Source organism: Paraburkholderia sp. (genome assembly GCF_028283785.1).
In the GTDB taxonomy this organism is placed as follows: Bacteria; Pseudomonadota; Gammaproteobacteria; order Burkholderiales; family Burkholderiaceae; genus Paraburkholderia.
The window spans coordinates 1-26187 of record NZ_JAPWKB010000015.1 but is presented as its reverse complement, the minus strand read 5'-3'; the positions used below and the strand labels follow the sequence as shown (position 1 = coordinate 26187).

28 protein-coding genes and 2 pseudogenes are annotated in these 26187 nt (G+C 63.2%); 19 read left to right on the top strand and 11 right to left on the bottom strand.

Annotated elements, in window-relative coordinates; all coding sequences use genetic code 11:
• The first annotated feature begins 122 nt into the window (after positions 1–122).
• Positions 123–1952 (top strand): tetratricopeptide repeat protein, encoded by a 1830-nt coding sequence (locus PW947_RS18045; protein ID WP_299633861.1) that lies wholly within the window; start codon positions 123–125, stop codon positions 1950–1952.
• Between the two features lie 46 nt (positions 1953–1998).
• On the opposite strand, the gene PW947_RS18040 is transcribed toward PW947_RS18045, so the two are convergent.
• Both PW947_RS18040 and PW947_RS18035 read right to left on the bottom strand, forming a co-directional pair.
• The gene (locus PW947_RS18040; protein ID WP_299633726.1) at positions 1999–2574 is read right to left on the bottom strand and encodes a flavin reductase family protein; all 576 of its coding nucleotides are present in this window, start codon (positions 2572–2574) and stop codon (positions 1999–2001) included.
• A 121-nt stretch (positions 2575–2695) separates the two neighbouring features.
• On the bottom strand, positions 2696–3028 hold the full coding sequence (locus PW947_RS18035) for a DUF4148 domain-containing protein (RefSeq protein ID WP_299633725.1): 333 nt from the start codon (positions 3026–3028) through the stop codon (positions 2696–2698).
• 283 nt (positions 3029–3311) lie between these two features.
• On the opposite strand from PW947_RS18035, the gene PW947_RS18030 reads away from it, so the two are divergent.
• Positions 3312–3506: a YqaE/Pmp3 family membrane protein gene (locus PW947_RS18030; protein ID WP_299633724.1), complete on the top strand. Its 195-nt coding sequence runs from the start codon at positions 3312–3314 to the stop codon at positions 3504–3506.
• Positions 3507–3685: 179 nt separating this feature from the next.
• Here PW947_RS18030 and PW947_RS18025 read toward each other — a convergent pair whose 3' ends face one another.
• A complete protein-coding gene (locus PW947_RS18025) occupies positions 3686–3898 on the bottom strand; it encodes a hypothetical protein (protein ID WP_299633723.1) in 213 nt (70 codons plus the stop codon).
• Between PW947_RS18025 and PW947_RS18020 the strand changes: the two genes are divergently transcribed.
• Together PW947_RS18020 and PW947_RS18015 are read left to right on the top strand one after the other, a co-directional pair.
• Positions 3881–6781 (top strand): winged helix-turn-helix domain-containing protein, encoded by a 2901-nt coding sequence (locus tag PW947_RS18020; RefSeq protein WP_299633722.1) that lies wholly within the window; start codon positions 3881–3883, stop codon positions 6779–6781. The genes PW947_RS18025 and PW947_RS18020 overlap by 18 nt on opposite strands.
• Before the next feature lie 174 nt (positions 6782–6955).
• Positions 6956–7852, top strand: coding sequence for a LysR family transcriptional regulator (locus PW947_RS18015; protein WP_299633721.1), 897 nt, complete (start codon positions 6956–6958; stop codon positions 7850–7852).
• A gap of 12 nt (positions 7853–7864) precedes the next feature.
• Here the strand turns inward: PW947_RS18015 and PW947_RS18010 are convergent, their stop codons facing one another.
• On the bottom strand, positions 7865–9280 hold the full coding sequence (locus PW947_RS18010; protein WP_299633720.1) for an amidohydrolase: 1416 nt from the start codon (positions 9278–9280) through the stop codon (positions 7865–7867).
• Between the two features lie 77 nt (positions 9281–9357).
• Entirely contained in the window at positions 9358–9555 is a 198-nt protein-coding gene (locus PW947_RS18005; RefSeq protein WP_299633719.1) for a hypothetical protein, read from the bottom strand.
• 314 nt (positions 9556–9869) lie between these two features.
• Between PW947_RS18005 and PW947_RS18000 the strand changes: the two genes are divergently transcribed.
• From PW947_RS18000 to PW947_RS17990, 3 genes are read left to right on the top strand one after another with little or no spacing between them, the layout of a single operon-like run.
• A complete protein-coding gene (locus tag PW947_RS18000; protein WP_299633718.1) occupies positions 9870–11048 on the top strand; it encodes a glycine betaine/L-proline ABC transporter ATP-binding protein in 1179 nt (392 codons plus the stop codon).
• Complete coding sequence (gene choW, locus PW947_RS17995; RefSeq protein WP_299633717.1) at positions 11041–11943, top strand: choline ABC transporter permease subunit; 903 nt, start codon at positions 11041–11043, stop codon at positions 11941–11943. The genes PW947_RS18000 and choW overlap by 8 nt, the downstream gene beginning before the upstream one ends.
• Before the next feature lie 7 nt (positions 11944–11950).
• Positions 11951–12943, top strand: a complete 993-nt coding sequence (locus tag PW947_RS17990) for a GlxA family transcriptional regulator (protein WP_299633716.1) — start codon at positions 11951–11953, stop codon at positions 12941–12943.
• Between the two features lie 37 nt (positions 12944–12980).
• Here PW947_RS17990 and PW947_RS17985 read toward each other — a convergent pair whose 3' ends face one another.
• Positions 12981–14063 (bottom strand): GlxA family transcriptional regulator, encoded by a 1083-nt coding sequence (locus PW947_RS17985; RefSeq protein ID WP_299633715.1) that lies wholly within the window; start codon positions 14061–14063, stop codon positions 12981–12983.
• Between the two features lie 261 nt (positions 14064–14324).
• Here PW947_RS17985 and PW947_RS17980 point away from each other — a divergent pair, with 261 nt between their 5' ends.
• The 12 genes and pseudogenes from PW947_RS17980 to PW947_RS17925 all read left to right on the top strand — a co-directional run bounded on the left by PW947_RS17980 (position 14325) and on the right by PW947_RS17925 (position 23266).
• On the top strand, positions 14325–15569 hold the full coding sequence (locus PW947_RS17980; RefSeq protein WP_299633714.1) for a sarcosine oxidase subunit beta family protein: 1245 nt from the start codon (positions 14325–14327) through the stop codon (positions 15567–15569).
• 46 nt (positions 15570–15615) lie between these two features.
• Positions 15616–15933 carry a sarcosine oxidase subunit delta gene (locus PW947_RS17975; protein WP_299633713.1) on the top strand — a complete coding sequence of 106 codons (318 nt, stop codon included), beginning with the start codon at positions 15616–15618 and terminating at the stop codon, positions 15931–15933.
• A complete protein-coding gene (locus PW947_RS17970) occupies positions 15930–18959 on the top strand; it encodes a sarcosine oxidase subunit alpha family protein (RefSeq protein ID WP_299633712.1) in 3030 nt (1009 codons plus the stop codon). Before PW947_RS17975 ends, PW947_RS17970 begins: the two co-directional genes overlap by 4 nt.
• The gene (locus tag PW947_RS17965) at positions 18949–19602 is read left to right on the top strand and encodes a sarcosine oxidase subunit gamma family protein (RefSeq protein WP_299633711.1); all 654 of its coding nucleotides are present in this window, start codon (positions 18949–18951) and stop codon (positions 19600–19602) included. Before PW947_RS17970 ends, PW947_RS17965 begins: the two co-directional genes overlap by 11 nt.
• Positions 19603–19763: 161 nt before the next feature.
• A complete protein-coding gene (locus tag PW947_RS17960) occupies positions 19764–20759 on the top strand; it encodes an aldo/keto reductase (RefSeq protein ID WP_299633710.1) in 996 nt (331 codons plus the stop codon).
• A 156-nt stretch (positions 20760–20915) separates the two neighbouring features.
• Positions 20916–21203, top strand: a pseudogene (locus PW947_RS17955) (MFS transporter); the annotation flags it as partial.
• 206 nt (positions 21204–21409) lie between these two features.
• Entirely contained in the window at positions 21410–21718 is a 309-nt protein-coding gene (locus PW947_RS17950) for a hypothetical protein (RefSeq protein WP_299633709.1), read from the top strand.
• A gap of 85 nt (positions 21719–21803) precedes the next feature.
• A complete protein-coding gene (locus PW947_RS17945) occupies positions 21804–21962 on the top strand; it encodes a hypothetical protein (protein WP_299633708.1) in 159 nt (52 codons plus the stop codon).
• 31 nt (positions 21963–21993) lie between these two features.
• Positions 21994–22251 (top strand): XRE family transcriptional regulator, encoded by a 258-nt coding sequence (locus PW947_RS17940; protein ID WP_299633707.1) that lies wholly within the window; start codon positions 21994–21996, stop codon positions 22249–22251.
• A complete protein-coding gene (locus PW947_RS17935) occupies positions 22251–22562 on the top strand; it encodes a phage protein NinX family protein (RefSeq protein WP_299633706.1) in 312 nt (103 codons plus the stop codon). Before PW947_RS17940 ends, PW947_RS17935 begins: the two co-directional genes overlap by 1 nt.
• A gap of 53 nt (positions 22563–22615) precedes the next feature.
• Positions 22616–23041: a phage protein NinX family protein gene (locus PW947_RS17930; protein WP_299633705.1), complete on the top strand. Its 426-nt coding sequence runs from the start codon at positions 22616–22618 to the stop codon at positions 23039–23041.
• A 30-nt stretch (positions 23042–23071) separates the two neighbouring features.
• The gene (locus PW947_RS17925) at positions 23072–23266 is read left to right on the top strand and encodes a hypothetical protein (protein ID WP_299633704.1); all 195 of its coding nucleotides are present in this window, start codon (positions 23072–23074) and stop codon (positions 23264–23266) included.
• A gap of 76 nt (positions 23267–23342) precedes the next feature.
• Here the strand turns inward: PW947_RS17925 and PW947_RS17920 are convergent, their stop codons facing one another.
• The 5 genes and pseudogenes from PW947_RS17920 to PW947_RS17900 all read right to left on the bottom strand — a co-directional run.
• The gene (locus PW947_RS17920; protein WP_299633703.1) at positions 23343–24074 is read right to left on the bottom strand and encodes a hypothetical protein; all 732 of its coding nucleotides are present in this window, start codon (positions 24072–24074) and stop codon (positions 23343–23345) included.
• Complete coding sequence (locus tag PW947_RS17915; protein ID WP_299633702.1) at positions 24071–24892, bottom strand: patatin-like phospholipase family protein; 822 nt, start codon at positions 24890–24892, stop codon at positions 24071–24073. The genes PW947_RS17920 and PW947_RS17915 overlap by 4 nt, the downstream gene beginning before the upstream one ends.
• Positions 24889–25314 (bottom strand): hypothetical protein, encoded by a 426-nt coding sequence (locus PW947_RS17910; RefSeq protein WP_299633701.1) that lies wholly within the window; start codon positions 25312–25314, stop codon positions 24889–24891. The genes PW947_RS17915 and PW947_RS17910 overlap by 4 nt, the downstream gene beginning before the upstream one ends.
• Positions 25315–25326: 12 nt before the next feature.
• Positions 25327–25512: a hypothetical protein gene (locus PW947_RS17905; protein ID WP_299633700.1), complete on the bottom strand. Its 186-nt coding sequence runs from the start codon at positions 25510–25512 to the stop codon at positions 25327–25329.
• 380 nt (positions 25513–25892) lie between these two features.
• Positions 25893–26187, bottom strand: a pseudogene (locus PW947_RS17900) (hypothetical protein); the annotation flags it as partial.

The following is a 26187-nucleotide window of genomic DNA, read 5'->3' as shown; positions in this document are numbered from 1 at the left end:
ATATCGACGTACTGCCGATACAGCAGAGCAGGCGCATTATTTTGCGTCGTGCAAAAATTTTGTATCGCGGTGCGCGGACGGGTTCGCGCTTCAAACACAATGAATACGGGAACACGTTGAAAGTGCGATCACTGCTGGGTTGGGCATGGCTGACATTCCACGTTTCCGCGAATGCCGCGCTGATGCAGCCCATCGATATCCGCGACGAAGTCGTCCGGTATCAACGCAATCCCGATGCCGTGAAGGTATTCGGCACGAATGCGATTAACGATCCGGTGCTCGACGCCGATATCCGCTACGCCCTTTACTTCGCCACCGGACGTGCCGATTATGCAGCCGGGCGATACGGACAAAGCGTGCTCGATTACGACCGTGCGTTGTTTATCAAAGCCAATCCGGCGGCATTCAATAATCGCGGGCTGTCTTACCGGCATCTCGATCAGATGGACGCCGCCACCCAGGACTTTCTCGCGGCATTGAAGCTCGACCCGCAAGATAGTCAGGCGTGGACCAATCTCGGTTATGTGCATTCGCTGCAAAAGCGCTTTGCGCAAGCCGCAGCCGATTACACCCACGCAATCGAAGCGGGGCACGCGGGCGCCGATATTCTCGTGGCGCGCGCGGACGCTAATGCAAAAGCCGGTAATCCGACCCAGGCGCTGGCCGATTACAACCAGGCCATCGCGCTTGCGCCAGGCGCGACGCTCGCTCGAATCAACCGTGGCATTCTGTTTTTCAATGCGCGCCGTTACGACGATGCGATCGCCGATTTCAGTTTCGTGCTGACCCAGTCGCCCGGCAATCCGGACGCGGCGCTGTCTCGCGCGCATGCGTTGATGAAACAGCAGCGATTCGACGACGCGATCGACGATTACACGCGCGTCATTCTTGCGCGGCCCAATTTCGCCGATGGATTCGAAGGTCGCGCGGAAGCGTATCTGCAAAGCGGAAAGGCGACGCTCGCGCTGCCTGATTTCACCCGCGCCATTCAACTGGCGCCCACCATCGATTATTTCCATTATTGGCGGGGCACCGCGTACGACAGTCTGAAACGGTACGACGAAGCCATCGCCGATTTCAACGAAGAGATTCGACTGTCGCCGGGAAAATCCAGTGCTTATCTGGCGCGCGCCAGTTCGATGTCCGCGTCCGGCGATACGGAGGCGGCAATCGCGAGTCTGACCGATGCGTTGCGCGCGATGCCGGGCAATACCGATATCTATCTGGCGCGCGCGCTGCTGCTCGAACAGCATCACGCCAAGGCCGCCGCCATCGACGACTACCGCGCAATCCTGAAGAGCGAGCCGAACAATCAGCGCGCAATCGTATACATGGCCGACGATCTCGCGGATCTCGGACATGTGGACGCGGCGCGCGACGGCTATGACCGGGCGTCGAAAATCGATCCGGACAATGGACCGCTGTTATTCGGCCGCGCGCAGCTGCGCTTTTATCTGCACGATTTCGCCGGCGCCGACGCCGATCTGACGCGGTGGCAAAACCTGGTGCGGGCGGGCAAGGTGCATCCCGTCGGGCATCACGACTACTACGCGGCGATCTGGCGGCAAGTGATCGCCCTGCGGTCGAACGCGGCCGGCTCGCCGGACACGTTGCGGCAGGACCGCGACCCGGCCGACACGCTGGACCCCGCGCAATGGCCGTATCCGGTGCTGGATTTTCTGCGCGGCAAGTCGTCGCTGGCGGCGCTGACGAGCGCCGTGCAAACCGGCACGGCGGATCAGCGGACCACGCAGATTTGCGAGGCGGACAGTTACGTCGGCGAGTGGTATCTGGCGCATGGCGAACGCGCCGATGCGCAGCAGCGATTCGCCGCCGCCGTCGGCGAATGCCCGGATACGTTTATCGAAAGCGTGCTTGCGAAAAGCGAGCTGACTCGGCTCGCGCCGTCGGCAAGCGGTCAGGCGTCATCGGGGACCACGCAGCCGCGCTAGCGTTCCACATGCGTCGCTGGATGATCGACAGCGACGCCAACACCGCTCAAAGCGGCTTCGCGGAAACGATCGACGACGCCGGCGCGAATTTGCCAGCGCCGAGATGGTGGATGGTGTGCAGCCCCGGATTCGACGCGTCGAATAGCCAGTGACCGTTGTCGAACACGCGGCGGTCGGCGGCGGCGGCGACCACTTCACCGAAAAACGTGTCGTACGCTTCTTCGGTGTGCTGCTCGCGAATCAGTCTGCATTCGAGCCACGCGGCGCAGCCTTCCTCGATCACCGGCAAACCGAGCACCGGTCCGTTCGCCGAAGCGAGGCCGTAGCGTTCGAACTTGTCGCCTTCCTTGCCGCTGATACTGCCGACCGCATACGTCATGTCGATCGCGGCCGCGCCCGGCACGCAGATGCCGAACTTGCCGCTCGAAATCACCAGTTCACGCGTGAACGTGCTTTTGTCGATGACCACTGCGATACGCGGCGGCGTGAATTCGACCGGCGTGGACCATGCGGCGGCCATCACGTTGCGACGGGTGCCGTCGGTGCTGGTGATCAGGATGGTCGGGCCGTGATTGAGCAGACGGCTGGCGTGTTCGAGCGCGACGGGCAGGAAATGGGACATCACAGGTATCCGGATAGAAGAGTCGCGTCGATTCTACCAGGCGTATGCCGAACGGCGCGCGCGAGCGCACAGGCGCCGTTTCCCCGTAGCCTTTCACTTAGCCTTTAACCCACCGAACCATTCATTGCGCGGGCGTCGGCGGGTTCATGTCGATTGCGCGGCTGCCGGACTCCGTCGAACCCGGCGCGACGCCGCCGACCGAGCCGACGCCCGGCGCCTGCGTCGATGCGGACGCGATTTGGTTGGCGGCGACCTTCGCTTCGGCGGCCTGGATGTCGGCCGGATAGTTGGCTTCGGTCGCCCGCGACTGATAGCCGGCCTGTTCGAGCCGCGCCAGATCGGCGCGGACTTCGGCGCGCGTGACGGGATCGGCGCCCGAATCGGTTTGCGCGCTGGCGAGCATCGGAATGGCGAGGGCACAGCCCAATGCGACTGCCGGGAAAAGGGTTTTCATGATGAACGACTCCTGAGAATGGGTTGCATGCCGCCGTTCGTCGCGCTTTGCCGGTGTCTATCCGGACGCCGGTCGGATCGCAGTGAACGTGGGGTCCATTCTGGTCGCCAGGTACTGTCCGGAAGGTGACCCGAACATTACCGCTCTGTCATGTAGGCGTTATCGCCGCATCGGCGCGTGGCCCACGTATACTCGGGCGGCAACGGCCGGACCGCCATGCGTGCGACAGCACGACGGGCGGTCGCAGGCCGTGCCAACGACAAATCAACCCGAGGACCCATCCATGCGTTTGCTGCTTGCCCTGATTTTCCCGTGGCTTCAATTCTTCACGATCGGCCGTCCGGTTGCGGGAATCATCTGCCTGATTCTTCAAATTACGGTGATCGGCTGGATTCCGGCTGCGATCTGGTCGGTGTATGCGTTGAGCCAATATAAAACCGATCAGAAAATCGAACGCGCGATGGCCGGTCGTCACTGACCGGCGAAGATCAGAAGTGAGTGCATGACGACGATGCCTGCGGCAAGTCCATGCGCTCACGCGCATTGCACTGCATTGATCTTCGCGGCGTGCCGACGCTGCCGCCGTCGCAGCGACCATTCTTCTGCTCAAACGGCACGCACTTGCCGCGCGCCCGGTGATCCGGCGCGACAGCGTCGTCATTCAAACAGCGCATCCGCCGCTGCAAATCTCACTTTCGTCCAATCCGCCGCACTAACGTGCAAGAAACCGCGAATTCCGCCGGATAGAATCGACTCGCCGCTGAAGCCATGCGGTGCCGTTCGGCTTTCCCTGAATTTTTTCGCGGTTGCTTCATGCCGCATCACCGCGGTTTCCGCTGATTCCGAAATGACATGATCAAGATTGGACACTTCGAAATCGATCTGGCGTTGCGCGTATTGCGCAAGGATGGCGAACCCGTGCACGTCGGCTCGCGCGCGTTCGACATCCTCGTGGTACTCGCGTCGGCAGACGGCCGGCTCGTCAGGAAGGACGAGCTGATGGACGCCGTCTGGCCCGACACGATCGTCGAAGAAAACAATCTGCAGGTGCATCTGTCGACGCTGCGCAAGGTCCTCGGCGCCGACCGCGACTGCATCCTCACCGTGCCCGGCCGTGGCTACCGGCTGGTTCAGCGCCGTAGCGACGACGCGCCCGCCACGATCGTTCGCACCCGTGTCGTCGCGCGGTTGCCGGCGCAGCGCACCGGCGTGATCGGCCGCGATGCGGCGGTCGCGCAGGTTCATGCCACGCTCGACACCACGCGCGTGCTGACGCTGACGGGGGCGGGCGGCATCGGCAAAACCACGCTGGCGATCGCCGTCGCTCATCGGCTGGCGGCCGAACAGCCGGACAGCGTCTGCTTCGTCGAACTGGCCGCGCTCAAGCACGAGGACGCGATCCTCGCCGCCATCGCCGACAGTTGCGGCGGTCTCGATCCCGATGTCGTGCCGCGCATCGACGCGATCGTCGCGTTGCTGGCCGGCCAGCCGCGTCTGCTGCTGCTCGACAACGCGGAACACGTGATCGGCTATGTCGCGGCGCTGGTCGAGCGCTTGATCGCATCGCACGACGCGCTGCGCGTGCTGGTCACAAGCCGCGAGCCGCTGCGGATTTCACCGGAAGTCGTGTTCCGCGTCGAACCGCTCGACGTGCCGTCGCGCGACGCGACCGAGCACGAAATTCTCGAACAGTCGTCGGTCCATCTCTTTATGTCGCGTGCGCAGGCGTTGCAGGGCAAGGTTTGGACCGACCGCACGGAAATCGCGCGGGTCGGCGAGATCTGCCGCCGTCTCGACGGCATTCCGCTCGCCATCGAACTGGCGGCGGCGCGGGTCGTCGCGTTCGGGGTCGAAGGCGTCTATCGGCGGCTCGACGACCGGATGGCGATTCTCGCGGGCGGTTATCGCACCGCGTTGCCGCGTCACCAGACCTTGCGCGCCACCTTCGACTGGAGTTTCGCGTTGCTCGATCCGGACGCGAAATCATTGTTCCGGCGACTCGCGATGTTCGGCGGCGTGTTCTCGCTCGAAGCGATGTGCGCGGTCGCCTGCGACGACGCGTTGACGATCGGCGCGGTGATCGACGGCATCGGCGAACTGGCGGCGAAATCGATGGTCAGCGTCGAGTTAGACGGACCGGTCGCGAAGTACCGCTTGACCGAATCGACCCGCGCGTACGCGCTCGAACAGCTTCACGCGGAAGGCGAGAGCCAGGAAATCGCGGCACGCAATGCGCGATATCTGGCCTCGCGTTTCCGGCAAGGCGCGTGCGCATCGTCGTCTTCATCGTCGGCGCTGGCGCGCTTCGAAGGCGGTTCCGATCTGCAACAGACGCTCGACGACGCCCGCAGCGCATTCGACTGGGCGTTTTCCGACGAAGGCGATCTGCGTCTGGGCGTCGAACTGGCGTCCACGCTGGTCGGCGCGTTGCTCGAATGCTGCCTGATCGAAGAGTGCGGCCGACGCGCGGCGCGCGCGGTCGCGGCGCTCGGCGATCTGCCCGCAGGCGCGGTCGATGCCGTCAGCGAGATGCGGATCCGCGCGGCGCTGGCATCGGTGCTGCCGAATTTGCGCGGCCCGATCAAATGCGCCGCCGATCTCTGGCACGACGTGCTCGCGCTGGCGGTCATGTCGCAAAACGACGAGTTCCAGGCGCGCGCGTTGTGGGGCTTGTGGAACGCGATGCTGTCCGCGGGCAACGTCCATCAGGCGCTGTTCTACGCCAAGCGTTTCCAGCAGTTCGCACAGGCGCGCGGTTCGCGTTGGCAACACACGCTGGCTACCTCGCTGACGGCGGTGGCGCAGCATTGTCTCGGCCAGCATGCATGCGCGCGCGCGAAACTCGAAGCGTGTATCCGCGATCTGTCCGCCTATCCGGACGACGCGCGTCAGATCAAACGGTTCGCCGTCGAGCCGCTGGCCATCTGCTATAGCGGTCTTGCGCGGATCGTCTGGGTTCAGGGCGACGCTGAACAGGCGCTGGAATTCGCCGACAAGGCCGTCAACCTGATCCACCCTGCGACGATGGAGCCGTGGTTCACGCACACGCTCGGCGTAGTCGCGATTCCGCTCGCGTTGCTGTCCGGCGACTATCGGCGCGGCAAGCATTACCTCGCGATCACACGTTCGCAAACGGCACTGCACGACTTCACGATCTGGCGCGAGTACTGCGAGTGCGTCGGCGGTCATCTGGATGTACTCGAAGGGCGGCCGGAAGCGGGACTCGCGACCCTCGAAACCGCGCTCGATTCGCTGATCCAGCGAGGCTTCCGGCGACTGATCACGCCGCTGATCGTCGCGTGCGCGGAAGCGTTGATCGCGGCAGGGCGTTTTAAGGATGCGTCGAAGCGTCTGAACGACGCGCTCGAATTCTGTCAGCAGAACGGCAAGCTGTTTTTCCTGCCGGAAGTGTGGCGCGCGCTCGGTGTCGTCGCGCAGGCGCAAGCCGCGATGCTGCCCGAAGGCGACGACGCGCGACGCCACGCACTAATCGAGGCGCAGGCCTCGTTCGACGAAGCGATCGAGTTGTCGCGGGCGCACGGCGCCCGGATGTGGGAATTGCGCGCGACGCTCGGTCTTGCGCAGTTGCTGCGTTCGCAAGATCGCGACGACGACGCGCTCGCCGCATTACGCGATATCGCGCTGGAGTTCGACCGGAGCAGTCGCGTGCCGGACGTCGCGGCGATGTTCGCGTTGCTCGACTCGCTCAGCGCCAGCGACGCGCGAATCGTGGCGCCGGCATACGGCACGTAGTTCGCCCAGCGCATTGCGCGTGGTGCGCTATGCGCTGGGCGTCTCCGGCAGCGTCGCTCACACGCTTCCCACATCATTCGGCACAAACCCGCGACGCGCAGGGCGGCGCGATGTTGCGGGCGCAGCGCGACCGCTCACGTAAAATCGGTGCTTCCACGCACTCCGATCGCACCGATGACCGCTCGCTTTTCCCTCGACCAGCTCGAAGCCTTTGTCGCCGCTGCGCAAGAACGTTCGTTCTCCGGCGCGGCGCGCAAGCTGGGCAAGGCGCAATCGGCGGTCAGCACGGCCGTGATCAATCTCGAAGTCGATCTCGGCGTGATCCTGTTCGATCGCAGCGGGCGTTATCCGACGCTGACCGAAGCGGGCGACGCATTGCTGCGCGAGGCGCAATCCGTGGTCGCGCATTGCGCGGCGTTGCAGGATCGCGCGAACGGGCTGAACATGCGCGTCGAGCCGAAGCTGGCGATCGCCGTCGACGATGCGATTCCGTATGCGGCGATCGCGGCCACGTTGCGCGGTTTCGAAGCCGCGTTTCCCGATCTCGAACTCGATATGCGTCACCCGTCGCACGACGATATCCTGCAATTGACCGCGCGCGGCGACGTGAAGCTCGGCATGAGCTTCGCGCAACCGGCTTATCCGAAGCAGATCGCGTTTTGCCGGCTCGGCACATTGACCTTCACCAATGCCGTCCATCGCGATCATCCGTTGGCGCAGGTGCAGGACGTGTCGTTCGCGCAGCTCGGCGATTACCGGCAGATCGTGGTGGCGCCGCATGGCCGCACGCTGCCCACCGGCGAATATCTGAAGTCGCCGCGTTGCTGGAACGTCGAAAGTTATATGGCGCTGCTAGAGATGGCCAAAGACGGACTTGGCTGGGTGTCGTTGCCGAAGCGCCTGATTCGCGCCGAACTCGAATCGGGCCAGCTGGTTGAACTCAAGCTGGCCGCGTACCCGTTCACCGAATGGTCGGTCGGCATCGATCTGATCTGGTCGACCGAACAGGAATCGGGCCGCGCCGCGAACTGGCTGCGCGGCGAATTGAGCCGTCATCCGATCGACGCGTGAGCCCGCCCGGTATCAGTCGAGCAAACTGTTTTCCGCGCCGCGCCTGACCGGCTTGCGTTGCCCTTCGAGCCAGCGCGCGCGACGCTCGAACAGACCCGGCACCAGCGCGTTTGCACGATCGATCAACGCGCGCAGATCGGCGCTCAGCAAGCGGCCGTTTTCGACCACGGTGCGGCCGTTCACCATCGTCATATCGACATCGCCGCCCTGAACCGCGTGGACCAGGTTGTGATGCAGATTCAGATAGCGGCCCGTCAGCAGCGGCGTCATCCGTGGCGTATCGGTGCGCACGGCGATCAGGTCGGCGGCTTTGCCGGGTTCGAGCGAGCCGATCTGATCGGCCATGCCGAGCGCCCGCGCGCCGGTGAGGGTCGCCATTCCGCACACCGACCACGCATCGAGCGCGGCCGCATCCAGCCCGGAAAACTTCGCGAGCAACGACGCGGTTTTCATCTCCTCGAACATATCGAGGTTGTTGTTTTCCTTCTCGCCGTCGGTGCCGAGCCCGACCGCGACGCCCGCTGCCAGCAAGCGTTCCACCGGCGCGGCGCCGCTCGCGAGTTTCATGTTGCTGATCGGGTTATGCGCGACGCCGATCCGGCGTTCGGCCAGAATCGCGATCTCGTCGTCCGACAGCCACACGCAATGCGCGAGCAGCACTTTCGGCGCGTCCAGCAGCCCGAATTTTTCGAGCGCCTGAACCGGCCGGAGCGCGTAGCGCTTCAAGGTCGCCTCGACGTCGAAGCGGCTTTCGTTGCTGTGCGTATGCAAGCCCGTGCCGTGCGCGCGGCTGATCGACACCGCGCGACGCCACGCGTCGGGCACCGCATAAAACAGATGTTCGAGGCCGACCCACACGTTGATGCGGCCATCGGCGCGGCCGTGCCATCGTTCGATCAGCTTTTCGTTGGTATCGAGCGTTTCGAAATAGTCGTGGTCCGGATGCTCGGCGACATACGGCGCGAGCACCGCGCGAATCCCGAGTCCCGATGCTGCGCGCGCGCTGCCTTCCATGAACCGCCACATATCGACGATGGTGGTCGTGCCCGACAGCAACGCCTCTGCGTAGCACAGCCACGACGCCGCTTCGGCTTCTTCGGCGTTGAGCACGCGGTGCATCGGATCGATGAACTGCTGAAGCCAGTCCCACACCGGCAATCCTTCGGCGGTGCCGCGCAGCAAGCCGGAATGGCAGTGCGTGTTGATCAGGCCGGGCATCAGCAGACGGTCGCGCAGATGACGCACCGGCAGATCCGGATGCTGGCCGATCACGGTCGCCGCGTCGCCGACCGCGGCGATCCGGCCGTTCGCGTCGATCGCGACCGCGCCATCGGCGATCACGGTATTCAAGGCGGGGTGGGTCGTGACCGGCTGCGCCGCGTCAGCGGTCATCGGCAACACGTAGTCGGCGCGCAATATGCATTTCATGGAAAGCCCTTCGAACAGTCAGACAGTTGACGATCGGGCGATCTTCGATGAAACGGCGCATGCCGCCAATTTGGTATCTATCTGATTCGCTGATAGGTCGCGTCGGTGCGGGAAGCATCGTCGGCGATGCCGAGCGCGAGCGATGCGCCGCCGCCCTGGCCGAAGGTCGGCAGCACGATGCGCGTGGTCAGTGCGCCGAGCGCACGCCAGAATACGGTTACGGGCGTTTGCCACTTCGCGACCGCGCGGATCGGCAGGGGGAGCAGGATCGACATGATGTCCTCGTGCGCGGGGAAATTTCCATCTATAACCGGTGAATGGGCCGGTCGCCGGCACCGGGCACAACCGGCTGCGCTTTCAGTAAAAGCGGCCAATAGTCGTGCGGATAGAACGGAAGCGGCAAATCACCGGTACGAATCCGCCATTTCCCGCCTGTTTTCGGGCGGTCTCGCCGAACTGTCTTCACGCGACGCCGGGGTGTCGCATTTCCACAGGTGTCTGTCGCAAATAGTCGCCAGGGCGTACTTTTTTCTGGCAACTATGTAGGCACAGCGCGGACGCCATGTCCGTGACGCCAGGAGAGCATTCGATGAATTCCCCCAAGGTCGTGGTCGAAGGGCTGTGCAAGGTGTTCGGCACCAGCCCGAAACAGGCGATCGACATGCTGGCAGGCGGCGCGACGAAGGAAGAAGTCTTCGCACGCACCGGTCAGATCGTCGGTGTCCACAATGTGTCGTTCGACGTACAGGAAGGCGAAATCTTCGTGCTGATGGGCCTGTCCGGCTCGGGCAAATCGACGCTGATTCGACTGATCAACCGGCTGGTCGAACCGACCGCAGGCAAGATCCTGATCGACGGCCGCGATGTTGCGGGCGTGCCGCGCAAGGAACTGATCGCGCTGCGCCGTAAAGACATGAGCATGGTGTTCCAGTCGTTCGCGCTGATGCCGCAACGCAGCGTGCTGTCGAACGCGGCGTTCGGGCTCGAAGTGGCGGGCGTGGGCCGCAAGGAGCGCGAGAGACAGGCGATGGCCGTGCTGGAGCAGGTCGGGCTCGCGCCGTTCGCGCAGAAACTGCCGGCGCAGTTGTCGGGCGGGATGCAGCAGCGGGTCGGACTGGCGCGGGCGCTGGCGGTCAATCCGTCGCTGATGATTATGGACGAGGCGTTTTCCGCGCTCGATCCGTTGAAGCGCAAGGAAATGCAGAACGTGCTGCTCGATCTTCAACGAGAACAGCAGCGCACGATTCTGTTCGTGTCGCACGATCTCGAAGAAGCGATGCGGATCGGCACGCGGATCGCGATCATGGAAGGCGGCCGGGTGGTGCAGATCGGCACGCCGCAGGAAATCATCAAGAACCCCGCCGACGACTACGTGCGCGCGTTCTTCGACGGTATCGACACCAGCCGTTACCTGACGGCGGGCGACCTGATGCAGACCGATGCGGTACCGCTGATGAACCACTCGCCGCAGATCGACGCGTCGAGCGTCGCCGCGACGCTCAACGGCAGCGCCGAGTACGCGTTCGTGATGGACAGCGAGCGGCGGATTCGCGGCGTGGTCGGTCGCGACGCGATGGGCAGCGCGTCGCCGCACATCACACCGGTCGAAGCGATCCGCTACAGCACACCGCTCGACGACGTGGTCACACGCGTGACCGAAAGCCGGGCGCCGCTGGCCGTCGTCGATGCGGACGGCGCGTACTGCGGTTCCATCAACAAGGCCCATGTGCTGAAAGTCCTGACCCGTCATAGAGGCTCCCATGTCTGACAAAATTCCACTCGGCAGTTGGGTCGATCACGGCGTTCACTATCTGCTCGACCACGACGCCAAGACCTTCGACTCGATCGGTAAAGTGATCGAAAGTTTCGCCGCGATGATCGAACACGGGTTGCAGTCCGTGCCGATGTGGGCGCTGATCGCGATCTTCGTGGGCATCGGCCTGTGGCGCGTGGGCTGGCGCTTCGCGACCTTCACGCTGCTCGCGTTGCTGCTGATCTACGGCACCGGCTTCTGGGATCAGATGGTGATCACGCTCGGTCTGACGCTGTCGTCGACGTTTATCAGCCTGCTGCTCGGTGTGCCGCTCGGCATCTGGACCGCGAAAAGCCGCTATGTCGAGATGGTGGTGCGTCCGGTGCTCGATCTGATGCAGACCATGCCCGCGTTCGTCTACCTGATTCCGGCCGCAATGCTGTTCGGTCTGGGCCGCGTGCCGGGGATTCTGTCCACGGTCATTTTCGCGATGCCGCCGGCCGTGCGGTTGACGTCGCTCGGCATCAAGCATGTGAACCGCGAGATCGTCGAAGCCGGGCAGGCGTTCGGCTGCACGCCGTGGCAACTGCTGTACAAGGTGCAGTTTCCGAATGCGCTGCCGTCGATCATGACCGGCGTGAACCAGACCATCATGATGGCGCTGTCGATGGTGATCATCGCGTCGATGGTCGGCGCGGGCGGTCTGGGCAACGACGTGCTGGCCAGTATCCAGCGGCTCGATATCGGGCTGGGCTTCGAAAGCGGGTTGTCGGTGGTGATGCTGGCGATCATTCTCGACCGTATCACCGAGAGCTTCGGCCGTGCGCCGGGCATGGCGCGGGCACCGTTGCTGTCGGGTCTGCGAAGCGTGATGAAAGTGCGCCGCGCGCCGGCCGCGCAACACGGTTGATGCGCGTATGAAGCGCGACGCGATCACGTCGGCCGACACCGAAGCGCCGTTGTCCCGGCTCGCGCACTTCGGTTTCCTGACGCTGCCGAACTACTCGATGATCGCGTTCACCAGCGCGGTCGAAGTGCTGCGCATGGCGAATTACGTCGGCCGTGCGCAGCATTACACGTGGTCGGTCGTGACGCCCGACGGCCAGCCGGCGCGCGCCAGCAACGGCATTACGGTGAAGCCCACCACCACGCTCGATCCGGACAACCTGCCCGACGTGCTGATCGTCTGCGCGGGCTGGCACGTCGCGGAGGTTGTGGACGACGCGGTGATCGCGCTGCTTCAGGACGTCGCGTCGAAGGGCATTCCGGTCGGCGGGATCTGCACCGGCCCGTATGCGCTGCTGGCCGCGAATCTGCTCGACGGCTATCGATGCACCGTGCATTGGGAAGACATGTCGCCATTGCACAAACGTTACCCGCACGTGCGTTTTGCCGACGAACTGTTCGTGATCGATCGCGACCGGTTGACCTGCACCGGCGGCACCGCGCCGATCGACCTGATGCTGAATCTGGTCGGCATGCGGCTCGGGCGCACGCACGCCGCGCAGGTGTCCGAGCAGTTTATCGTCGAGCGGATTCGCGGCTCCACCGACTACCAGCACATTCCCGTCGATGCGCGGGTCGGTCTGTCGCGCGCGGAGCTGATCGAAGTGGTGCGGCTGATGGAGGCGAATATCGAGGAGCCGCTGTCGCTCGACGAACTTGCGCGTCTCGTGCATCTGTCGCAACGTCATTTGCAGCGCATGTTCAAGATGTTTATGAACGTGTCGCCGACGCATTACTACCTGACGCTGCGGCTGCGTCGCGCGCGCGAGTTGCTGCGCAACACCGACGCATCGATCTCGAGTGTGACGACCGAATGCGGTTTTCATTCGGCGTGTCATTTCAGCAAGGCGTATCGCGCGCAATTCGGTCACGCGCCGAGCGTCGAGCGGCGGATGGCGAATTAAGCCACGACGCGCGTGAGCGTCACCGTCACCGTCGGCGTCAGATCGCTTGCGCGCGACCCGGAAAGGTTTCGTCGTAACCGGCGCTGTCTTCCGTTTCCGCGGCGGTGCCGCGCTGTTCGCGATACATCATCGGCGGCAAACCGAACTGCTTGCGGAATTCGCGGCCGAGATGCGACGCATCGGAGAAACCGCAACTCGATGCGATATCCGCGACGGTCTTGTCCGAACTCGTCAGCAGCCACGCGGCGGTGCGCAAGCGCACCTGCTTTGCGTACGCCTGCGGCGCCTTGCCGGTCTGCGCCTTGAACAGCCGTTCCAGCTGACGCGGCGACAGATCGAGCTTGCGCGCCAGTTCGTCGAGCGGCAACGAGCGGCCGATATGCTGCTCCATCAACAGGATCGCGCGCTTGACCTTCGGATGCGTGGCGGGCGCGAGGCCCGGCGGATGCGGCTGCGGCGCGTTGCCTTTCTGCATGTCGTCGACCAGCAGGATGCGCAGCGCCTTTTGCACGGTGGCGGTTTCGAAGTGACGCAGCAGGATTGCCGCGGCGACGTCGATCGATGCGCGGCCGCCCGAGCAGGTGATGCGTCGCCGGTCGATGACGAACAGCCGGTCGGCGACCAGCGAGCGTTCGTCGGCGGCTGGAAAGCGCTCGATGAAATCCCAGTAGTGGAACCAGCTCACGCAGATCCGGTGACCGTCGAGCACACCTGCGCGCATCAGCGAAAACACGCCCGTGCACATGCCGACCAGCGTGGCGTCGGCTGCGGCGGCGCGGCGGATAAAGGCCAGCGTCGCGTCGCTCGCGACCGGCCCCGAATGCAGCAAGCCGCCGACCACGACCACGTAGTCGAACGGCTCGGCATGGTCGTACGTATCCCATGGTGTGATCTGGATGCCGCAACTCGCGCGCACCGGTGCCAGGGTTTCCCCGATCACGCTCCACGACAGACGCACCGGCTTGCTGAAATCGCCTTCGTCGGCGGACAGGCGCAACAGGTCCACGAAGCCCGAGAACGCCGTCAGCGTGAAGTTCGGCAGCAGGATGATGCCGAAACGGATGCGCTGTCGGGGCGCTGTAGCGGCGGGCTGGACGGGAAGCGGATCAACGGAATTCATGCCTGCATCGACGCCGGAAGAAGGAAGAAGCGGAGCCGTCAGGATCGCCAGCGCGCGGGCGCGGGCCTGTCGGAAATACGTCAGATCTCATCGTAAATCCGTCGCGGGCCTTGGCTGGCGGGCCGCTTGACGTCACCATCATACGGTCATGCCGTTTTTATTCTATCGGTCCAAATTGACGTTTGGTGCAATAGCTGCACCCGATCCGACGCTTCGCCGGAAAGCCAGACGGGTCAACGGTTACAGGTAAAGGGAAACAACATGAGCCGCTATTCGATATTCAGCCTGCTGCGCAACGGGATGTCGTATCACGAGAACTGGGAGCGTCAGTGGAAGAGCCCGGAACCGAAGCGCGAGTACGACGTGGTGATCGTCGGCGGCGGCGGACATGGACTGGCCACCGCGTATTACCTCGCGAAAGAACACGGCGTGCGCAATGTCGCCGTGCTCGAAAAAGGCTGGATCGGCGGCGGCAATACCGCGCGCAATACGACCATCGTGCGCTCGAACTATCTGTGGGACGAATCCGCCGCGCTTTACGAAAAAGCGATGAAGCTGTGGGAAGGACTTGCGCAGGACCTGAACTACAACGTGATGTTCAGCCAGCGCGGCGTGATGAATCTCGCGCACACGCTGCAGGACGTTCGCGACACCGAACGGCGCGTCAACGCGAACCGGCTGAACGGCGTCGATGCCGAATTCCTGACGCCCGAACAGATCAAGGAAATCGAGCCGACCATCAACCTGAACTGCCGTTATCCGGTGCTGGGCGCGTCGATCCAGCGTCGCGGCGGGGTTGCGCGGCACGATGCGGTAGCCTGGGGTTTCGCGCGCGGCGCGGATCAGGCCGGCGTCGATATCGTGCAGAACTGTCAGGTGACGGGCATTCGTCGCGACGGCAGCCAGGTGATCGGCGTCGATACCACCAAGGGCTTTATCAAGGCGAAGAAAGTGGCGGTAGTCGCGGCGGGCAATACCTCGACGCTGGCCGATATGGCGGGCGTGCGCCTGCCGCTCGAAAGCCATCCGTTGCAGGCGCTGGTGTCGGAACCGATCAAGCCGGTAGTCAACACGGTGGTGATGTCGAACGCGGTGCACGCGTATATCAGCCAGTCGGATAAAGGCGACCTCGTGATCGGCGCAGGCGTCGACCAGTACACCGGTTTCGGACAGCGCGGCAGTTTCCAGATTATCGAAGGCACGCTCGAAGCGATCGTCGAAATGTTCCCGGTGTTTTCGCGGGTGCGGATGAACCGGCAGTGGGGCGGCATCGTGGACGTGTCGCCGGATGCGTGCCCGATCATCAGCAAAACCGACGTCAAGGGACTGTATTTCAATTGCGGCTGGGGAACCGGCGGCTTCAAGGCGACGCCGGGTTCGGGTTGGGCGTATGCGCACACCATCGCGCGCGACGAGCCGCATCCGCTGAACGCGGCGTTTTCGCTGGACCGGTTCTACACCGGTCATCTGATCGACGAGCACGGCGCAGCCGCAGTCGCACATTGACGTTCACGCGCGCGAAAGCGTCGCAGGAAGCCGAGGAGAAGAAACGATGTTGTTGATCGAATGCCCGTGGTGCGGTCCCCGCGCCGAATCCGAATTTTCGTGCGGCGGCGAAGCCGATATCGCCCGTCCGCTGAACACCGAAACCCTCGACGACCGCGAATGGGGCGATTACCTGTTCATGCGCAAGAATCCGCGCGGCGTGCATCGCGAGCAATGGCTGCATACGCAAGGCTGCCGCCGCTGGTTCAAGGCGCAGCGCGATACCGTCAGCTATGAGATTCAAGGTTACGAGACGTTCGACCGCCCGCATCTGGCGCTCGACCGTAGCGACAGCAACGATGGCAGCGAGGGCAAATCAGCATGAGCCAGAAAGACCGACTTGCGATGGGCGGCCGCGTCAACCGCGCCGTTCCGCTGACGTTCACGTTCAACGGTCGCACCTATCAGGGCTTCCAGGGCGATACGCTGGCGTCGGCGCTGCTCGCCAACGGCGTGCATTTCGTCGCGCGCAGCTTCAAGTATCACCGGCCGCGCGGCATCGTGACGGCGGGTGTCGAGGAACCGAATGCGATCGTCCAGCTGGAAACCGGCGCATACACGGTGCCGAACGCGCGAGCCACGGAAGTCGAGTTGTATCAGGGACTCGTCGCGACCAGTGTGAACGCGAGCCCGAGCCTCGAAAACGACCGGATGGCGATCAACCAGAAGTTTTCGCGCTTCATGCCGGCCGGCTTCTACTACAAGACCTTCATGTGGCCGCGCAAGTTCTGGCCGAAGTACGAAGATGCGATTCGCGAGGCAGCGGGTCTCGGCCGTGCGCCGGAGCAGCTCGACGCGGATCGCTACGACAAGTGCTTCGCGCATTGCGACGTGCTGGTGGTGGGCGGCGGGCCGACCGGACTGGCGGCCGCGCATGCGGCGGCGTTGTCGGGTGCGCGCGTCACGCTGGTGGACGACCAGCCTGAGCTGGGCGGCTCGCTGCTGTCGTGCCGCGCGTCCATCGACGGCAAGCCCGCGTTGCAATGGGTGCAAAAGATCACCGATGCACTGCGTGCGATGCCCGACGTGAAAATCCTGAGCCGCAGCACGGCGTTCGGTTATCAGGATCACAACCTCGTCACGGTGACGCAGCGTTTGACCGAGCATCTGCCGGTATCGGCCCGCAAGGGCACGCGCGAACTGATGTGGAAAATCCGCGCCAAACGCGTGATTCTCGCGACCGGCGCGCACGAACGCCCGATCGTGTTCGGCAATAACGATTTGCCGGGCGTGATGATGGCGTCGGCGGTATCGACGTATCTGCATCGCTACGCGGTGTTGCCGGGACGTCAGGCGGTCGTATTCACGAACAACGACGACGCCTATCAGTGCGCGCTCGATCTGAAAGCGGCCGGCGCGCAGGTGACGGTGGTCGATCCGCGTGCGCAGGAATCGAAGGGTACGTTGCCGGCGCTGGCGCGCCGTGCAGGGATCAAGGTGATGAACGGCGCGGTGGTCACCGAGGCGCGCGGCAAGCTGCGCGTCGCGTCGGTCGAAGTCGCGGGGTATGCGGGTGGTGCGGGTGGTGCGGGCGTGAAAGACGGCAAGCCCGGCGCGAGTCTCGGCAGCGTGCCCTGCGATCTGCTGGCGATGTCGGGCGGCTGGAGCCCGGTGCTGCACCTGTTCGCACAATCGGGCGGCAAGGCGCACTGGCACGACGGCAAGGCGTGCTTCGTGCCGGGCAAGCCGATGCAGCCGGAATTGAGCGTCGGCGCGTGTGCGGGCGACTTCACGCTGTCGGGCGGCATTCGCGGCGCGGTCGATGCGGGTGTCGAGTCGGCGCGCGCGGCCGGGTTTATCGTCGCGCGTCCGGACGCGGTGCAGATCGCCGACATCGCCGAAGCGCCGATGCAACCGTTGTGGCTGGTCGGCGATCGCGCGCTCGCGGCGCGTGGGCCGAAGCAGTTCGTCGATTTTCAGAACGACGTCGCCGCCGCCGATATCTTCCTAGCGGCGCGGGAAGGCTTCGAATCGGTCGAACACGTGAAGCGCTATACCGCGATGGGTTTCGGCACGGACCAGGGCAAGCTCGGCAATATCAACGGGATGGCGATTCTGGCGCAGGCGCTCGGCAAGACGATTCCCGAGACCGGCACCACGACCTTCCGCCCGAACTACACGCCGGTGACTTTCGGCACGTTCGCTGGGCGCGAACTGGGCGAGTTTCTCGATCCGGTGCGCAAGACCGCGATCCACGAATGGCACGTCGAAAACGGCGCCGCGTTCGAGGACGTCGGCAACTGGAAGCGGCCGTGGTACTACGCGAAACCGGGCGAGGACATGCACGCGGCAGTGCAGCGCGAGTCGCTGGCGGTGCGCCAGAGCGTCGGCATTCTCGACGCATCGACGCTCGGCAAGATCGACATTCAGGGTCCGGACGCGGCGAAGCTGCTGAACTGGGTGTACACGAATCCGTGGACCAAGCTGGAAGTGGGCAAATGCCGTTACGGTCTGATGCTCGATGAAAACGGCATGATTTTCGACGACGGCGTGACCGTGCGTCTCGCCGATCAGCATTACATGATGACCACCACGACGGGCGGCGCGGCGCGGGTGCTGACATGGCTCGAACGCTGGTTGCAGACCGAGTGGCCGGATATGCGGGTGCGTCTCGCGTCGGTTACCGATCACTGGGCGACCTTTGCCGTGGTCGGTCCGAACAGCCGCAAGGTGCTGCAAAAGGTGTGTCACGACATCGACTTCGCGAACGGCGCGTTTCCGTTTATGAGCTATCGCGAAGGCACGGTTGCGGGTGCTGCGTCGCGGGTGATGCGGATTAGTTTTTCGGGCGAACTCGCGTATGAAGTGAACGTGCCCGCGAACGTCGGACGCGCGGTGTGGGAAGCGATCGTCGCGGCAGGCGCGGAGTTCGACATCACGCCGTACGGTACGGAAACCATGCACGTGTTGCGCGCGGAGAAGGGTTACATCATCGTCGGCCAGGATACGGACGGTTCGATGACGCCGTACGACCTCGGCATGGGCGGTCTGGTCGCGAAGTCGAAAGACTTTCTCGGCAAGCGCTCGCTGACGCGTTCGGATACGTCGAAGGCGGGGCGCAAGCAGTTTGTCGGCTTGCTGTCGGACGATCCGTCGCTGGTGATTCCGGAAGGCTCGCAGATCGTCGCCGGTCCGTTCCAGGGTGAAATCGCGCCGATGGTCGGACACGTGACGTCGAGCTACTTCAGCCCGATTCTCAAGCGCTCGATCGCACTGGCGGTCGTGAAGGGCGGTCTCGACAAGATCGGCGAACAGGTCACGGTTCCGTTGTCGAGCGGCCGGCACGTGAAGGCCACCATTACCAGTTCGGTGTTTTACGACAGCGAAGGAGCACGTCAACATGTTGAATGAAGTGAGCGAGGGGTCGACGATGGCTGCTGTCGTGGACAAGGCCGTGGGCGCGCAGACCGGCGTGTGGCAGGAGTCGCCGCTGGTGGGCGTCGAAGGCGTGCCGGGTCTGGCGTCGGCGGCGTTCCGGCTGACTGAGCGGCCGTTCCTGCAACTGGTGAACGTGCGCGGCGATCTGCGCGACGCGGCGTTTGTCGCCGCGTTCGAGCGGGTCGTCGGTTGCCGGCCGCCGGAAAAGGCGAACACCGTCGCGTCGGGCAACGGTTTCGACGTGGTGTGGCTCGGACCGGACGAGTGGCTGGTGCGCTCGGCCGCCGCGTATTCGGCGGCGGCGACCGCGCCTGTCGCCGGTGCTTTGGGCACGGCGTTCAGCGGCGTGTTCGCGTCGGCGGTGGATGTCGGCAGCGGCTTCACGGTGCTGGAGATTTCCGGCACGGCAGTGCTCGAGGTTCTTTCGCGCGGCTGCCCGCTGGATCTGCATCCGAAGCTGTTCGGTGCGGGACAGTGCGCGCAGAGTCACTATTTCAAGGCATCGGTCACGTTGATCGCGGCGGGCGACAACCGCTTCGAACTGATCGTGCGCCGCAGCTTTGCCGACTACTTCGTGAAGATCATCGGCGATGCGGCGCTGCCCCTGGCCGGCTGAGTCGGCTGAGTCGGCTGAGTCGGCTGAAGCGTAGTGAAGTCTGGTGAAAGCGCGTGCCGGTCCGATGGACCGGCGCGCGTGCTCGCAACCGTGCGCGAGCGGCGGCGACCCGATCCGGCGATTTGCCCGATAATCGAAAGCCGAACCGCACGGAGGATGAGATGGACTATGTGAAGCTGGGCCGCACCGGACTCGATATTTCCCCGCTCTGCCTGGGTTGCATGACCTACGGTGTGCCCGAACGCGGCCCGCATCCGTGGACGATGAACGAAGACGCGAGCCGCCCGCTGATTCGCCAGGCGCTCGAAGCCGGCATCAATTTCTTCGATACCGCGAACACCTATTCGGATGGCACGTCGGAGGAGATCGTCGGCCGCGCGCTGAAGGAATTCGCGCGCCGCGATGAGATCGTGCTCGCCACGAAAGTATTCTTTCCGATGGGCAATCGCGCGGACGCGAAAAAGCCGAACGGCTCGGGACTGTCGCGCAAGGCGATTTTTCAGTCGATCGACGCGAGCCTGTCGCGTCTCGGTACCGACTACGTCGACCTGTACCAGATCCACCGCTGGGACTATGCAACGCCGATCGAAGAAACCCTCGAAGCGCTGCACGATGTCGTGAAGGCGGGCAAGGCGCGGTATATCGGCGCGTCGTCGATGTTCGCATGGCAGTTCGCAAAAGCGCTGCACGTGTCCGACCGGCACGGCTGGACCCGTTTCGTCACGATGCAGAATCACCTGAACCTGCTGTATCGCGAGGAAGAGCGCGAGATGCTGCCGCTTTGCGCAGACGCGGGGATCGGCGTGATTCCGTGGAGTCCGCTGGCGCGAGGGCGCCTCACCCGCGACTGGGACGAAACCACCGAACGCCAGAACAGCGACGGCTTCGGCAATAGCCTCTACGACAAGACAGCGGACGCCGACCGGCGCGTGATCGACGCGGTCGCGAAGATCGCGGCGGCGCGCGGCATTCCGCGCGCGCAGGTGGCGCTCGCGTGGGTGATCGGCAAGACGGAAGTGAGCGCGCCGATTGTCGGCGCGTCGAAACCGCATCATCTCGACGATGCGATTGCGGCACTCGATGTCAAGCTCACTGCAGATGAAATCGAATCGCTGGAAGCGCCGTACGTGCCGCACGACGTCGTGGGTTTTCAGTAAGTCCGCATCGGGCGCGGCCGTCGTGCTGCGCCCCCAATGACGCCCCCATCCCATCCTGGTGACGGTTTCTTTCTATGTCGTCGAATTATGTCGGCATCTACTGAAACCGTTCGCCGCTGATCCAGCGGCCCACGCCACGCGTCATCAGGGGATGCCATGCCTACCGCTTACCAGCCTCGCGCAAGCGCCGCTGCCCGACTCGAACGCTTGCCGTTCTCGCGTTATCACCGCACCCTGTTCGTGATTATCGCCATCGCGTTTTTCTTCGACTCGGTCGATCTCGGCACGATGACCTTCGTGCTCGGCTCGATCAAAACCGAGTTCGGTCTGTCGAGCGCGACCGCCGGTCTGGTCGCCAGCGCGAGTTTCTTCGGCATGGTCGGCGGGGCGGCGGTCGCGGGTCTGCTCGCGGATCGCTTTGGACGCCGGCCGGTGTTTCAGTGGAGAAGAATCCTATTAACTGGCATTTGACTATTAAAATCAGATAGTTAAGTGGAAATTTCGCGCTATCTGCACACCCCTGATTCACACTTCACGCAACCAATAAAAACAAACACTTACAAGCGCGTTTTGGACGCGGAATCCCGCGCGCGAGATGGAGCGCGTCGTCGTTTATACTGTGCATCCATACAGCATTCTCGCGCCCTGCCATGCCACCATCTCTCCCTGACTTCGCATCACCCACAACTGACGACCTGCGAGACATCTATCGTCGGTTTGACGACGAACTCGTGCGTCGAACGGTGCTCGAAGTCATCCGGTTGCGCAAGCTCACGGAAGAGGTTGACGGCTACCGGGAGATAATCGAGCGGTGCTGGAAAGATGCGAACCTGGGTCAGGTTGCGGTGCTTTATCAGTTCAGGATGTCGATGCAGACCGAGCGGTCGCGGATGGGGTTTCTGGGTGCCAAAGAGGACCACCCGCAGTCGGCTAATGACGGGAGTGACGCTGCAAAATAGCTCTTGCAATTAGCACCAATGGTGCTAATATACGTCTCAGAGGTAGCGCACATCGCGCAGCCCGAACCCGGAAGGAAGAGCAGAAATGGAAAAGACCTTGGACATCCTCAAGACTGAAGCCGAGATCGCAAAGCTGATGGCTGAAACCCAAAAGCTGAACCTGGAATCGCGCTGGATGCCGTTCGTATGGGCGAGCGGCCTGATCCTTGCGGTGATGGCGATCACGAAGTTCTTCTTCAACTAAGTCCAGGGCCGCCGAAAGGCGGCTTTTCTATATGAAATACACATCTCCGAAGCCCGAAGATTTTCGGCAATTAAAAGACGACCTCGAGCGCACAGGCGAGCAGATGGCGGATTTGTTCGGTGTCGCTGGCGGTCAACAATGGCGCAAGTACACTGGCGGCGAGACCCCGCGCGAGATGAGCCCGCAAATCCTGTTCTTTGGCGCGGCTAAGCTAGCCCTGACGCCCGATGAACTGGAGCGCGTTTTGTCCAAGATGCGTGAGATCGGCGCCAACGTTGACCTTGATTGATGCAGGTCGAACACCTTCAAGGCAAGTGGCTGGATTTCTGGGTAGCCCGGGTCGTCGGCGATGGTGCGTCACTGCCATACTCGACGGACTGGGCGGGCGGCGGCCCCTTGATCGACCGCCACCACATCAATCTCCAGTATTTCGAGAATTACGAGATGGATAGCCGGATGCTGGTGAATGAGTGGGGTGCTCGCATCACGACATTCGACTATCCGCCATCGAAACGGTATTACGGAGCGACAGCGCTGATTGCTGCCATGCGATGCTTGGTGGCGACGGAATTTGGTGAGGATGTGCCCGAGGGCGTTTGACGGCGCAACCTTGAGGTTGACCAGTTGATGTGCGCGAGGGCGCGGGAGGATAGATGCGTGTAGCTGAACTGCAAGGGGCATTGCTAGACTATTGGATCGCTCGTGCCGACGGCTTCGTTGATGGCTCAACGCGCGAGGCGGCGGATGCGCTGGATGGCCTTGGCGCGCCGCGTGTATTCAAAACCGTGAATGGCGATTTACGCGTCGCAAAAAAGGATCAGATCCGACCTTGGCAACCATCTGCCGACTGGGCGCAAGCTGGCCCGATCATCGAGCGCGAGCGCATCGAGATCGTGCCTTGGAATGAACCGCCGCACATTACGGAAGACTGGCGCGCTCGCACCTTTAGCAGCATCGCCGACGGCATGCACTCGTCGCGCGAATGGAAAGGTTCCACAGCTCTAGTCGCGGCGATGCGCGCCTACGTTGCTTCGAAGTTCGGAGAAGAGGTGCCTGACGAGGCTGCGGAAACGGTCTGATTGAGTGCGCTCATGGGTGCAGGAGGCGGGATGAGCAAGGAACTGATATCGATGAAAGTTCGGTACGCAGCATTGATCGAGTTGACGCAGACCTATCACGATGCACTAGAACAGGTCATGCGACATTCCAGGCATCATGAGAACATCGATTTGAACTCCGCCAAACGTGCTCTGGCAAGCATCTACAAGATCGCTCGCGAGTGCAGGAACGTCGATGGGGAGTGAGGGGGGCTTGCCGCGAACGTGGTCAGGGAAACCCGCGCCAGTACTAAGCGCGGACGGTGAATGGCAGATACAACTATCAGACTGCGATGCCAGCCAATTCGCGCTGCAACCCATCCCAGTTCAACCCCGGCGGCGAAATCCCACTGTTCGCCAGCCAGTCACGCGACAGCACCGCATACGCCTCGTCGCAATACATCTGCATGAAAGCGTTCGTCACCTTGACTAGCTTTCCCCACGTCACGACCGTGAACGTGTCTTTGTCGTACGCGACCGCACAGATCGCATGGCCTCCCCAGCTATTTGCCGCCGTGAGTGTTTCCGGTGCATCTGCGACCACATCCCACACTTCCTGAGTCTGCGCCGTCAGCGGCAGAGCAACGCCCAGATAGACGCCGCCGAACCACTGAACCGACAGCCGAAGATCGTTGAGGTCCTGCGGCTTCAACGAGGCGAACGTGACCGCATCCGTTCCGATCTCCGTGGGCACGCCGACCGTGCTCCAGTACTTCAGCACGTCCACCTCGACCGCACCCTGATCGACCTTCGGAAACCCGGAGGTCTGACCGTAGAGCGCAAGCGTTTGCTCATCGGTCGGCGTGAAGTCGAAGCCGTTGTTGGCGAGCCAGCACTGGATCAGGTGATAGACGGCGGCCGCAGTACAGTCGCCATGCACGTCGTTGGCCAGCATGGGCCACGACTTGACCGCCTTCGTCCAGTCTGCGGATGGCGCGGCCAAGGCCGACATCATGTGCTTCAACAGATGCGGCACGCGCGGGTCATGCCGCGCTGCAAGTTTTCCAAGCTTCATGCGGCCACCGGAGCAGAGAGGGTTTTTAGGGCGGCGGCCGTTGACGCATACCCGACGTCGTAGAGCTTCTGCCGGGTTGCCGTCGCCATGTTGCGATCGAAGCTCGATGCAAAGCCGGTCGGCACGCGGATGATCTGCGCACCGTTCTTCGTATCGAGTTCAACGTGTGACGCCTCGTTGGATGCGAGCAGCAAATCGATCATCCTGGGCGCGAGCGTCTTGATGCCGTACACGCCAGGCAGCAGCGGCGCGTCATCCGATTCGAGATAGATGCCGACGCGCGGCACTTCATCGACGGTCAGGTTGGAGGCGGGAACGTTGTCGCAACAGCCACCGTCCACCAACAGCACGTTCTTGTAGGCGACTGGCGTGAACACGACGGGGATTGACGCCGAGGCGCGTGCGGCCAGTGCGATCGGAGCATCGGGCGTCGCTTCCTTGCTGAACTCGAATTCCTTCTCCGTCAGCAGGTCGGACGCGACCACTTTCAGGTCAACCGATAGATCGGCGAACGTCTTGCCGTTGGTGAGCTTTTGCAGGAACGCCAGGAGCGCGTCTCCGGCGCAAAGGCTCTGCTTCGTCACCAGCGTCCATGCCGAAAAGCTCATCATGGGCGACCAGTCCAGACTCATGCACATCTGGGTGAGCGAATCGAGCGAGACGCCGGACGCATAGGCGCTTGCGACGATCGAACCGCCTGACGTTCCGGCGAGCTCGACCACTTCGAAGCCTGCATCCTCGATCGCCTTCAACGCTCCCAAATGTGCGCCAAGCCTGAAACCGCTGCCCGATAAAGCGACGCGGATGGGGTGACTCATTGCGGCGCGCTCATTGCGGCCGTGCTCGAGGTCGCCGCGGTGATCGCCTGGTCGACGAGAGCCTGAACGATCGGTGCCACCGTGTTGAGCGCAAGCAGAATCGCCGCCTGATTCGGCAGCGACGGAATCGCCGCGACGATCACAATCGCAGCGGGCAACAGCGAATCGTTGATGCTCTTGAGCGTCGACACATCGGCGTTAGCAACCGCCGCGCAGACCGCCTTGTTCGCGGTCAGCAGGTCACCGATCTTCGTTTGTTGATCGGTCGTCAGCAGCGTCGACGTGGAGAGCGCCAGCAGGTCGGCATTGACGACCGAGCAGTCGGACGCGAAGAGTTGTTGCGTGGTGGTGAGTTGCGAAGTCGAGCAACCGGCGAAAGCAACACAAATAGCCGCAACAGCGGCGATGAAAAGCGATTTCATGTGGATTCCTTGTCAGAACTTCCAGGCGGCGCCGAGCTTGTAGGTGGTGCCGTGAGAATTGCGATTGACTTCAGCGTGGAGCAGCGTGTGATGTGCTTCGACCACCACCATGCAGCAGCCGATGTTTGGCGGATCGTCGAATGTGGGAACGACCTGCACACACCCGCCCAGTAGCAGGCAGAGCAGGGCGAGCTTCACGACTGGACGACTTGCGTGGGGGCAGCGACCGGCGTCGAGCGGGGTTGACCGCCTTGACCATATCGGCGGCAGCGACAGCCGCGTTCTTTGCCGACGATGCCGATGCGTGCGTTGCGCCGAGCGCTGCGATAGCACCCGTCAGAATTGCAATGAAGCCATCGACCGGAGCTTTCCCGGCCCAGGCAAATGCGCCGTACACGATGATCAGAAAGCCGTAGGCAATGTATTGAAGTGCGAGAGTCCAGTTCATCTGGGGCCTCAAAAGAAAAGAGCCGCGCAGGCGGCTCATCGATGGATATGGATTCGGTACGAATGCGGAATCGCGTACACGACGGGCTTGCGCCGGCAACACAAGCGCATCCACCTGCGCAGCGCCTTCATTACTGCACCGTGACCGTCAGGCCGGCGGGCAGCAGGTAAGCCACCGAGTCGTCGGCAACCGTGAAGGCCTCCGAGATAACAGCCGGGCCGACCGCTGCGCCAGCAACGTCAACGGCCTGCGCCGTCACGGTGTAGGAGCCGGGCGCGACATCCGCGAACGTTGCCGAGAACGGCGCAACGGCGACCAGTTGCGGTGCCGCGCCGTTCGACAGCGTGAACATGATGCCGCCCTGTGCTGCGGTGCCGGCCGGCTGTGCGGAATCGGTGGTGGAGAGTGCGACGACGATGGTTTTG

Coding starts and splice junctions, on each gene's coding strand:
- PW947_RS17930 (WP_299633705.1), top strand. CDS start 22,616: ATGCGTGTAGCTGAACTGCAAGGGGCATTGCTAGACTATTGGATCGCT.
- PW947_RS18010 (WP_299633720.1), bottom strand. CDS start 9,280: ATGAAATGCATATTGCGCGCCGACTACGTGTTGCCGATGACCGCTGAC.
- PW947_RS17945 (WP_299633708.1), top strand. CDS start 21,804: ATGGAAAAGACCTTGGACATCCTCAAGACTGAAGCCGAGATCGCAAAG.
- choW (WP_299633717.1), top strand. CDS start 11,041: ATGTCTGACAAAATTCCACTCGGCAGTTGGGTCGATCACGGCGTTCAC.
- PW947_RS17910 (WP_299633701.1), bottom strand. CDS start 25,314: ATGAAATCGCTTTTCATCGCCGCTGTTGCGGCTATTTGTGTTGCTTTC.
- PW947_RS17935 (WP_299633706.1), top strand. CDS start 22,251: ATGCAGGTCGAACACCTTCAAGGCAAGTGGCTGGATTTCTGGGTAGCC.
- PW947_RS17920 (WP_299633703.1), bottom strand. CDS start 24,074: ATGAAGCTTGGAAAACTTGCAGCGCGGCATGACCCGCGCGTGCCGCAT.
- PW947_RS18020 (WP_299633722.1), top strand. CDS start 3,881: ATGATCAAGATTGGACACTTCGAAATCGATCTGGCGTTGCGCGTATTG.
- PW947_RS18040 (WP_299633726.1), bottom strand. CDS start 2,574: ATGTCCCATTTCCTGCCCGTCGCGCTCGAACACGCCAGCCGTCTGCTC.
- PW947_RS17925 (WP_299633704.1), top strand. CDS start 23,072: ATGAGCAAGGAACTGATATCGATGAAAGTTCGGTACGCAGCATTGATC.
- PW947_RS17950 (WP_299633709.1), top strand. CDS start 21,410: ATGCCACCATCTCTCCCTGACTTCGCATCACCCACAACTGACGACCTG.
- PW947_RS18000 (WP_299633718.1), top strand. CDS start 9,870: ATGAATTCCCCCAAGGTCGTGGTCGAAGGGCTGTGCAAGGTGTTCGGC.
- PW947_RS17940 (WP_299633707.1), top strand. CDS start 21,994: ATGAAATACACATCTCCGAAGCCCGAAGATTTTCGGCAATTAAAAGAC.
- PW947_RS17990 (WP_299633716.1), top strand. CDS start 11,951: ATGAAGCGCGACGCGATCACGTCGGCCGACACCGAAGCGCCGTTGTCC.
- PW947_RS17985 (WP_299633715.1), bottom strand. CDS start 14,063: ATGAATTCCGTTGATCCGCTTCCCGTCCAGCCCGCCGCTACAGCGCCC.
- PW947_RS18005 (WP_299633719.1), bottom strand. CDS start 9,555: ATGTCGATCCTGCTCCCCCTGCCGATCCGCGCGGTCGCGAAGTGGCAA.
- PW947_RS18015 (WP_299633721.1), top strand. CDS start 6,956: ATGACCGCTCGCTTTTCCCTCGACCAGCTCGAAGCCTTTGTCGCCGCT.
- PW947_RS17965 (WP_299633711.1), top strand. CDS start 18,949: ATGTTGAATGAAGTGAGCGAGGGGTCGACGATGGCTGCTGTCGTGGAC.
- PW947_RS17960 (WP_299633710.1), top strand. CDS start 19,764: ATGGACTATGTGAAGCTGGGCCGCACCGGACTCGATATTTCCCCGCTC.
- PW947_RS17975 (WP_299633713.1), top strand. CDS start 15,616: ATGTTGTTGATCGAATGCCCGTGGTGCGGTCCCCGCGCCGAATCCGAA.
- PW947_RS18035 (WP_299633725.1), bottom strand. CDS start 3,028: ATGAAAACCCTTTTCCCGGCAGTCGCATTGGGCTGTGCCCTCGCCATT.
- PW947_RS17980 (WP_299633714.1), top strand. CDS start 14,325: ATGAGCCGCTATTCGATATTCAGCCTGCTGCGCAACGGGATGTCGTAT.
- PW947_RS17915 (WP_299633702.1), bottom strand. CDS start 24,892: ATGAGTCACCCCATCCGCGTCGCTTTATCGGGCAGCGGTTTCAGGCTT.
- PW947_RS18030 (WP_299633724.1), top strand. CDS start 3,312: ATGCGTTTGCTGCTTGCCCTGATTTTCCCGTGGCTTCAATTCTTCACG.
- PW947_RS17970 (WP_299633712.1), top strand. CDS start 15,930: ATGAGCCAGAAAGACCGACTTGCGATGGGCGGCCGCGTCAACCGCGCC.